The sequence below is a fragment of the Paenibacillus sp. FW507-14B1B genome (assembly GCF_058781425.1).
On record NZ_JBYSWS010000004.1, the window covers coordinates 559,180 to 569,527 of the forward strand.

Below are 10,348 nucleotides of genomic sequence, written 5' to 3' on the forward strand. Positions count from 1 at the left end.
ACGTTGAAGATGAGATTTCTTGTGACGGGTGGCGCAGGATTTATTGGAAGTAATTTTATTTTGTATATGATGCGTCAGTATCCAGATGTTCACATTACGAATATGGATGCACTTACGTATGCAGGTAATTTGGAGAATCTCAAGTCTGTGGAACATCTATCTAATTATTCATTTATTCATGCAGATATTGTGAATAAACAGGCTGTAGAACATGTATTCAGTCAGGGCGTAGATGTGGTTGTAAACTTCGCAGCAGAGTCTCATGTTGACCGAAGCATTTTAGAACCTGAAGTATTCGTGAATACCAACGTATTAGGTACGCAGGTTTTATTAGAGGCAGCCAGGAAATATGGTGTGAATAAATTTGTTCAGATTTCAACTGATGAAGTGTATGGCTCACTTGGTGAGACCGGTTTATTCTCAGAGGCGACACCACTCGCACCAAACAGTCCTTATTCAGCAAGTAAAGCGGGAGGGGACTTACTTGTCCGTGCATACCATGAAACGTTTGGATTACCTGTAAACATCACCCGCTGCTCTAACAACTATGGTCCTTATCAATTTCCTGAAAAATTAATCCCCTTGATGATATCGCGTGCCTTGCATAACGAAGCGCTTCCTATTTACGGAGATGGCTTGAATGTACGTGATTGGCTTTATGTTGAGGATCACTGTAGTGCGATTGATCTAGTTATTCAACAAGGACGTAGTGGTGAAGTGTATAACATTGGGGGAAATAATGAACGAACAAATATCCATATTGTGAGGACGATTTTGGAGAAGCTCGGTAAACCGACCTCTTTGATTACCTATGTAGAGGATCGTCTTGGCCATGATCGACGCTATGGAATTGACCCAGCTAAGATCACAGGGGAGCTTGGCTGGAAGCCAAAGCATGATTTCGAAGTGGGTATACAAGAGACCATTACATGGTATCTGAATAATAAAGAATGGTGGATGCGAATTCAATCCGGTGCTTATCGGCAGTATGTAGCTAGGCAATATGGCGACCGATTGGGTGATTCTTAATGAAGGTGCTTGTGACAGGAGCGAGGGGACAGCTCGGAACGGATGTAGTCACATTGTTCGGTGCTGGCGGTCACGAGGTTATTCCTTGTGGCAGAAAAGAACTGGACATTACAGATATGGATCAGTGCCAACGGGTTTTGAGAGAGCATTCTCCCGATGCAGTCATTCACTGTGCAGCGTATACGGCGGTAGATACAGCTGAGACGGATATAGATAAGGCGTATTTAATTAATGCTGTTGGAACCGGGAATATTGCGCTTGCGGCCGAGAAGGTTGGAGCTAAGCTAGTTTATATTAGTACCGATTATGTTTTTAGTGGTCAGACAGCCCAGCCATACCACGAGTATGATAATACGGATCCTTATAGTATTTATGGAAAGTCTAAACGAGCTGGAGAGACCCTGATTCAAAGTTTATGCTCTAGATGGTTTATCGTTAGGACTTCCTGGATGTTCGGACTGCATGGCAACAATTTTGTGAAAACAATGCTTCGGCTTGGGCAAGAGAAATCCCTTGTACAGGTTGTTAACGATCAGACTGGGGCTCCTACGTATACTGTTGATTTGGCCCGATTTCTCATAAATGTAACAGAGAGTGAGAAGTTTGGAATATATCATGTATCCAATTGTGGTACATGTACTTGGTATGAGTTTGCACGGGCTATTTTTGAAGAGGCACATGAGTTGCTAGATTGGATTCCATCCGCAGCACTAGAGCCATGTCTAACTGAACAGTTTCCTAGACCTGCCCCACGTCCAGCCTATTCGGTAATGGAACATCTCTCAATACGTACGAATGGGTTCGATGATCTTCAGCACTGGCGCGAAGGGTTGAGAGAGTTTTTATTGGCTTTAAAATGTAACTTGGATCTTAACTAAATGGATATTTATTAATTTAAGATTAGATGAATCTTTCTCGGTCAGCCCATAGGGCTGGCCTTTTTATCTTTTTATTGGCATTCAAGAATTGAACAAGCAAGCTACCTTGTTTTACAGCTCAATTGGAAGGGTACATATCTAACAACGATTAAGATCATTACGAACCATATCCTTGATACTTTTATCAGATATGAATCAAAGTGATTTGCTGCGATTGCCAAAGAGAAATGAACATGCGGAAGGTGAGGACACCATGAAAAGAATTGCCGCAGTACTTATGTTATTCTCCACAATTGTTCTAATTCTTTATACACAGTACGAGGATGAACCCGAGCGCAAGGGCTTTACCGCTTATCGCCTGATTGCGCATGCGACAGGAAGTATCGAAGATCAGTATTATACCAATACATATGACGCCATGGTTGAGAACTACAAGAAGGGTACTCGTGTATTTGAGATTGATTTTATGCTCAGTGCAGACAGGAAGGTAGTCGCGCGCCATGAGTGGACCAAGAGCATGACAGAACAGCTTGGTCAGAATGCTAAGTTGCCTGAGGATAAACAAGCTGCACGGCTTACTCGTGAAGAATTCATTAATACACCTATTCAGGATAAGTATCAGCCGATGGATGTCGACAAGGTTCTTGATCTGATGGAGAGATATCCGGATATATACATTGTGACCGACACGAAGGAGCAGAAGGATGAGGATATTCGGCATCTATTTACTGAACTAGTCGCTGCTGCGAAACAACGTGATTTGAGTCTGTTGGATCGGGTAGTCGTCCAGATTTACAATGAACCGATGCTTGATATGGTGAAGAATGTGTATCCATTTGAATCTATTATCTATACGATATATGCAACTCAAGATTCAACTAACCGTATCGCCCAATTTGTAAAAGAGCATGATATCGATGCCGTTACCATGCCCGAGTATCGTGTGAATCCTAATTTTATAGCGAAGTTAAATCGAATGGATGTCGCCACTTATGTACATACGATTAATGACATGTCCACCGTTAACAATTATGAAAAATGGGGCGTGTATGGTGTTTATTCAGATGATATAACGCAGCCGGAACTAGAAGCTAATAGCTTGCGCTATACCTTAAAACGGTAAGGAGCCTCAATTTTAAATGCCCGCCCTACTTTCATTTAGAAGAAAAGTAGAGCGGGCATTTCTAGTTCAATGAGAATGATAGGTAGATGCTCATATCCTCAGGAAGTATGATTTGGATTTTACTCCATTACCAATAAAAATGTTCGTATTTTATGCGAACACAAATTGACTTGCTACCGCGGCTATCATAGACTTAATTTAGTAGTAGACCGTTAACGTGGAGGAATGACGTTGAAAGACATGATAAAGCCCTGGAGGCATGTGTTTAAGCTCGATCCCGAGAAAGAAATCAATGACGATGCACTGGATAAGTTATGTATGTCGGGAACAGATGCGATTATGATTGGTGGCTCCACAGGAGTAACTTACGAGAATACAGTTGACCTTCTCTCACGGGTGCGTCGTTATGAATTGCCTTGTGTGCAGGAGATTTCTGATCTTGAGGCAGTTGTACCTGGTTTTGATCTCTATATGATTCCTATGGTGCTGAACACACCGGATCCGACATGGATTCTTGAACGTCACCATCAAGGAATTGAGCGCTATGGATATATGATCCCTTGGGATCTCGTAGTGGCAGAAGGTTACATTGTCTTGAACCCCGATGCCACAGTTGCGAAGTTAACCCGAGCTGAGGCACAGATCAGTGAAGCGTCAGCTGTGGCCTACGCACAGATTGCGGACAAGCTGATGAATTTGCCAGTCGTTTATTTAGAATACAGCGGTACATTTGGTGATATGGAAACGACTGGCGCAGTTCGTAGATCACTAGATCAATCCCAGCTCTTCTATGGTGGTGGAATTACAACGGCTGAACAAGCAGCAGAAGCAGCTTCTGTTTCGGACACCATTGTAGTAGGCAATATCATTTATGATGATTTGTCTCAAGCCCTCGAGACCGTTAAGGCTGTGAAAGGTTAACCATATTAAAGAGTAGCTGAGGCACAATTACCTGAGCCGTTTAAGTTGTTTTCAGTCCTTTTTCTACTATAAAAGTAGGATTCATTGCATGACTTAATTGAAGCAACTAAAGTTATTATGATTTTATTCAGTTTGTAATTATTTAAAAGTATGACCACTCTACACAAAATAGGAGGCAACTGAACCTATGCAGCCCATTAATATACACGAGGCCGTCCAGCGCCTCAACCCTGAGCAGCGGAAGGCGGTCGAGGCGACTGACGGACCGCTGCTCATTATGGCCGGAGCCGGATCCGGTAAGACGCGGGTGCTCACGCACCGTATCGCCTATTTAATCGCCACACGTAAAGCTCCGCCATGGGGGATACTAGCGATCACATTTACGAACAAGGCAGCACGTGAAATGCAGGAACGGGTATCGAAGCTTGTTGGCCCGGAAGGGAGAGACATATGGGTATCCACCTTCCACTCGATGTGCGTTCGCATCCTTCGTAAAGACATCGACCGCATTGGCTTTACTTCTAATTTTAGTATTTTGGATTCAACCGATCAGCTCTCTGTTATTCGTAACGTTATGAAGCATCTGAACATCGATACCAAGAAATTTGAGCCAAAAGCCATTCAAGCAACGATGAGTGCAGCTAAGAACGAACTGGTCTCTCCACAGCAGTATGAGCAGAAGGCAGGAGATTATTTTGAGACTCTTGTGGCCCAAGTGTACAAGGAGTACCAGAAACGTCTAAAGAGCAATAACTCGCTTGATTTTGATGACTTGATCATGACAACGATCCAGTTGTTTAAGGAAGTACCGGAAGTGCTTGATTTCTACCAGCGTAAATTTCAGTACATTCATGTTGATGAGTATCAAGATACGAACCGTGCCCAATACATGCTTTGCCGTATGCTGGCAGATAGCCATCATCGCATTTGCGTAGTAGGTGACAGTGATCAGTCTATCTATCGCTGGCGTGGTGCGGATATCAGTAACATTTTGAACTTTGAGGAAGACTATCCAGAAGCACGGACAATTTTGCTTGAGCAGAATTACCGTTCTACTTCGAATATATTGAATGCCGCGAACAAAGTCATTGCCCTGAATACAGGCCGCAAGCCCAAGAATTTGTGGACCGAACAGGGCGAAGGGGAGAAGATCAAGGTATTCCGCGGAGATTCCGAGCATGATGAGGGATATTTTGTTACCTCTGAAATTTCCAAAAGCGTAAAGACAGGCAAGTCCTATCAAGACCACGCGATTTTGTATCGTACCAATGCGCAGTCTCGTGTTATAGAGGAAATTTTGATTAAATCGGATATCCCCTATCAGATTGTTGGCGGTATTAAGTTCTATGATCGTAAAGAGATTAAAGATATTCTTGCCTATCTGCGGCTCATCTCGAACCCGGATGATGATATTAGTCTGACTCGGATTATTAATGTACCGAAGCGGAGTATCGGGGATACAACGGTTGGTAAGCTTGCAGCGGCAGCTGCTGAAAAAGGAACTTCTATTTTCGGCGTGCTCCGGTTTGTCGATGACCTCGGATTTGCAGGTCGTACACGTAACGCTTTAGTCGAGTTCTACGATATGATCGCTGCCCTGAGTAAGATGGTGGAATTCCTTTCTGTAACCGAATTGACGGAGAAAGTACTTGAAATGTCGCAGTACCGAACAGAGCTGCAGACTGAGAATACGCTTGAATCAAGATCCCGTCTAGAGAACATCGAAGAATTCTTGTCCGTTACGATGGAATTTGAGAAAAATAACGACGACAAATCACTCGTTTCGTTCCTTACCGATCTAGCGCTCATTGCGGACATCGATTCGATGAACGATGATGAAGAGGATCGAAGTGATGCAGTCGTGCTGATGACGATGCACAGCGCCAAAGGTCTGGAATTTCCGGTTGTATTTATCATCGGTATGGAGGAAGGCGTATTCCCGCATAGCCGTGCTTTCTCGGATAACGAAGAATTGGAAGAGGAGCGCCGTTTGGCCTATGTAGGGATTACACGTGCGGAGAAGCAATTGTTCCTCTCATGTGCACGTATGCGGACGCTATTCGGCCGGACGACGGCAAATCAACCTTCACGTTTCTTGGAAGAAATACCGGACGAGCTGAAAGAAGATACCCAGATGGCTCAAGATCGTTATCGCCGTGGCGGTAATGTAGGCGGCTCTTATGCTGGACGCGGCTTTAGTGGAGGAGGAAGTAACTTCGGGGGTGGACGAGCCAAGGATCTATCTCTTGGGGGTTCTACAGCTTCTGCTGCTACCTCACAGAAGAGTCGTGTAACGGTGTCAACAGGAACGCCGGCCCGTCAGGCAACATCTGCTGGAAGTACGGATGGATTTAGCGCAGGGGATAAGGTTGCTCACGGTAAGTGGGGAACCGGAACGATTGTTTCTGTAAAAGGAACGGGCAATGATATGGAGCTACAGATTGCGTTCCCAGCTCCAGTAGGCATCAAACGTCTTTTAGCTGGTTTTGCTCCCATTACAAAGGTGGAATAGTTACGGCCTATTCGATTGAAGGAGGATTGTCCCTGCATGGATTTTAAGGAAACAATGGAGAAGCTCATTGCGGAGTTGAACAATTATAACTACCACTACTACACGCTCGATCAGCCGCTTGTGAGCGATAAAGAATACGATGCTCTTTATGATCAGTTAGTAGCGCTGGAGAAGGAGACCGGATTCGCACTTCCGGACTCTCCTACACAGCGGGTAGGCGGAGATATTTTGAAGGGCTTTACGCCACACCGCCATTTGGCTCCGCTCTGGAGTCTCGACAAAGCTCAGAACATCGAGCAGCTTCGAACATGGCATGATCGTGTGGTCAGACTAGTTAACGACTACAATACAAAAAATCCAGGCAATCCCTTGCCGGTACCTTGTTATGCACTTGAACTAAAGTTTGATGGATTGACTCTGAATCTGACTTACCGAGATGGTAAGCTGATTCAAGCATCAACCCGGGGCAACGGTGCAGTTGGAGAAGGCATACTGGCTCAAGTGAAGACAATTAAATCCGTGCCTTTGACGATTCCTTACACAGAAGGAACGATAGAAGTGCAGGGTGAAGGCATTATGAACCTGTCCGTATTGGAGAACTACAATAAGACAGCTGCGGAGCCACTCAAGAATGCCCGTAATGCTGCGGCGGGAGCACTGCGTAACTTGAATCCGAAAGTGACGGCAGAGCGGAAGCTGAATGCGTATTTTTATAATGTTGGATATTCTGATGACATCACATTTGATAATCATAAGGAAATGATGGACTTTTTACGTGAAAATCGGTTCAAAGTAAATCCTTATATTTTCTATTTCGAGAAATTTGATGATGTAATGGAGCAACTGGCAGATATAGAAGCACGTCGTTCGGAGCTCGATTACTTGATTGATGGAGCAGTCCTGAAGGTGACGGATATGAGAATACGTGAGGCGCTGGGCTATACAGATAAATTCCCTCGCTGGGCGGTGGCTTATAAATTTGAGGCCGAGGAGACAACAACGATCCTTGAATCTGTATCCTGGAATGTGGGACGAACCGGCAAAATCACACCTTTGGCTAGAGTAGAAGCGGTTGAACTGGCAGGGGTAACGGTACAGAACTGTACGCTGAACAATATCGGTGACATTGAACGCAAAAACCTTAAGTTCGCATTAGGCACACGCGTGTTCATACGTCGCTCGAACGATGTAATCCCTGAGATTCTCGGTAAGGTAACGGAAGAGAATGATGGTGAGGAAATTGTATATCCAGAGCAGTGTCCTTCCTGTGGTTTTCCGCTGGAACAACGTGGTGCACATTTATTCTGCAACAACAAGACAGGATGTAAGCCGCAGATCATTGCACGGATTACGCATTTTGCGTCCCGTGATGCGATGGACATCGAGACCTTCAGCGACAAGACAGCAAACCAACTGTATGAGGAACTGAATGTGCGTGAACCTGCAGATCTATATACCTTGTCGTTTGATAGTTTGGTGAAGCTGGAACGCTTTGGTGAGAAAAAAGCTCAGAATCTGCTGGATGCTATTGAGAAGAGTAAGGAGCGGGATCTCGCATCATTCCTTTTCGCATTAGGTATACCGAACACTGGCAAATCTACGACCAAAATGCTGGCAGATCACTACCGCGATCTCCATCTTGTGATGGCAGCACCTGCTGAGGAATTGGTAGGTCTTCCGGATGTCGGTGGGATTGTGGCGGAGAGTATTGCTGGATATTTTGCAGATCCATTCGCACAGGCGAGCATCGAAAGAATGCTATCGCTAGGTGTTCAGGCCAAAGCACCCGAAGCGCCGCGTCCAGTAAGTACGGATTCCTTTTTTAGCGGCAAAACAGTCGTCCTCACGGGGACACTTCACTTACTCACACGTGAGGAAGCAACAGAGCGCTTGGAGCTTCTCGGTGCTAAGGTTACAGGTAGTGTGTCGAAGAAAACAGATCTCGTCATTGCTGGAGAAAAAGCGGGCAGTAAGCTTGCCAAAGCACAGCAGCTCGGAATCCAGGTTATTGAGGATGAAGAAGAGTTTGTACGCTTGTTGAACGAGGAATAAACCGTCTTATATAGAAGCCGGCATGCAAAAGAGCCTGAATCATTTTGATTCAGGCTCTTTTTAATTAAACTTTTGCTTACTATTCGCTAGACCACTTTTCAATTTGTGCATCACTCGGCAGAAGCAAAGCAAGAAGTCCGAGCAGTGGAAGGAAACCAACTGCAATCATTACATTTTCAATGCCCCATGCATCGCCGAGGCTGCCAAGTGCCAGTGAACCTATGCCTCCCATACCGAAAGCGAAGCCTGTAATCAGGCCGGACACGGTACCGATGTTACCAGGATACAGCATTTGGGCGTATACCACCGTAACGGAGAAGCTGGAGAGTAGAATGAATCCGCCGACTGCAAGTAGTGCTCCAGCCCAAAAAGGAGAGGCGAAAGGAAGAACGATCGCAATCGGCGCTGTACCGATCATGGATAGCATAATCAGATTACGGCGTCCGAATCGGTCAGCTAGTGGACCCCCAAAGAAAGTTCCAAGAGCACCTGCTGCCAAGAACAAAAAGATGTAGATCTGCGCGTTATCAATCGAGATTTGATAGGCATCCATTAGATAGAACGCATAATAGCTGCTGATGGCTGCGCCATACCAAGATCGTACAAATACGATGGTAACTAGAATAAGCGTGGCGTTTCGAATGCTTTTGCGTTGAGCGGGATCCATCATCCGTGCTACGGCTCTCTTTTTGAACGTATACCCTGAATCCAGCATGCTTTGATACCACCGGGCAACATAAGTCTGCACGATAACGCCGGCTGCAGCTACGACAGTGAAGCTTAGTGCACCAATTTGGCCGTAAGGTACGAACACAAAGCGGGTCAGTAGAGGCGCAAGAGATTGACCAGCGTTTCCTCCTACCTGAAAAATAGACTGAGATAGCCCTTTCTTCATGCCTGCTGCCATATGCGCTACACGCATACCTTCTGGATGGAACGTCGCAGAACCTAGACCAATCAATACAACTGAGAAGAGCACGAGGATGTAGTTATCTGCGTAAGCGAGAATAAACACACCTGCGAAAGTGAAGCACATACCGATGGGGAGAAGTATTGGTGTTGGTCGTTTGTCTGCTGCGTATCCGATCACAGGCTGTATAATGGATGATGTGAAATTAATGGCGAATGATATCCAGCCAATCTGTGTAAAGGTGAGCAGAAGGTTATCTTTTAGGATAGGAAAAATTGCAGGTATTACAGATTGAATCGAATCATTGAATAGATGAACAAAGCTGATCGCCAGCAATATCCGGTACACTGTAGCTTGTTCCGTACCGCTGCCAGGTGAAGGCTTGGTGGAAGAGACGGGCCTCCGAAGGCGTAGCGGTTTGTCCGACATTGTAGAATCCCCTCTCTATCTGTAACTATTATTTATTGATGAATTTACATTAAAACCTTTTGGTTTGGAAATCAATTCATTTCAGCGGTGATTAGGAAAGTTATTATTAGAGTAATACTGTGAATGATAAGTGCTATAGGAAGTAACAATATGATGATATAAATTAATTTTCAAAAAAAAGCTTGATAAGTAACTAGAAGCATGGTATATTATTTCTTGTCGCTTCGGACGCCAACTAAACAACCAAGTTTACAACGCGTCGAAAGTTGTCGAAAAAAGTGTTGACAGCAAGTTAGACACTTGATATAATAAACACCTACGCTGCTGAGACGTTAAGAGATTAACGACGAAGAGCGGACAAGTTCCTTGAAAACTGAACGAATGAAACACGTCAAATTAAGTAACGTTAGCTTCAACAATGAGCGAATCGCTCTTTTCATTAACTTTAATGGAGAGTTTGATCCTGGCTCAGGACGAACGCTGGCGGCGTGCCT

The 10,348-nt window shown here is 44.8% G+C and carries 7 protein-coding genes; 6 read left to right on the plus strand and 1 reads right to left on the minus strand.

Going from position 1 to position 10,348, the window contains the following annotated elements; translation table 11 throughout:
* Positions 1-9: 9 nt before the first annotated feature.
* The 6 genes from rfbB (at position 10) to ligA (ending at position 8,515) form a co-directional block, all read left to right on the plus strand.
* Positions 10-1,029, plus strand: a complete 1,020-nt coding sequence (gene rfbB, locus AC3WJJ_RS21165) for a dTDP-glucose 4,6-dehydratase (protein WP_492543632.1) — start codon at positions 10-12, stop codon at positions 1,027-1,029.
* On the plus strand, positions 1,029-1,907 hold the full coding sequence (gene rfbD, locus AC3WJJ_RS21170) for a dTDP-4-dehydrorhamnose reductase (RefSeq protein ID WP_492543603.1): 879 nt from the start codon (positions 1,029-1,031) through the stop codon (positions 1,905-1,907). Before rfbB ends, rfbD begins: the two co-directional genes overlap by 1 nt.
* A gap of 253 nt (positions 1,908-2,160) precedes the next feature.
* Positions 2,161-3,030, plus strand: a complete 870-nt coding sequence (locus AC3WJJ_RS21175; RefSeq protein ID WP_492543604.1) for a phosphatidylinositol-specific phospholipase C/glycerophosphodiester phosphodiesterase family protein — start codon at positions 2,161-2,163, stop codon at positions 3,028-3,030.
* 231 nt (positions 3,031-3,261) lie between these two features.
* Positions 3,262-3,951, plus strand: a complete 690-nt coding sequence (pcrB, locus tag AC3WJJ_RS21180) for a heptaprenylglyceryl phosphate synthase (RefSeq protein WP_492543605.1) — start codon at positions 3,262-3,264, stop codon at positions 3,949-3,951.
* 187 nt (positions 3,952-4,138) lie between these two features.
* Positions 4,139-6,463 (plus strand): DNA helicase PcrA, encoded by a 2,325-nt coding sequence (gene pcrA / locus AC3WJJ_RS21185; protein WP_492543606.1) that lies wholly within the window; start codon positions 4,139-4,141, stop codon positions 6,461-6,463.
* 36 nt (positions 6,464-6,499) lie between these two features.
* Positions 6,500-8,515, plus strand: a complete 2,016-nt coding sequence (gene ligA / locus AC3WJJ_RS21190; RefSeq protein WP_492543607.1) for an NAD-dependent DNA ligase LigA — start codon at positions 6,500-6,502, stop codon at positions 8,513-8,515.
* A gap of 79 nt (positions 8,516-8,594) precedes the next feature.
* Here the strand turns inward: ligA and AC3WJJ_RS21195 are convergent, their stop codons facing one another.
* Positions 8,595-9,854, minus strand: coding sequence for an MFS transporter (locus AC3WJJ_RS21195; RefSeq protein ID WP_492543608.1), 1,260 nt, complete (start codon positions 9,852-9,854; stop codon positions 8,595-8,597).
* Between the last annotated feature and the right edge of the window lie 494 nt (positions 9,855-10,348).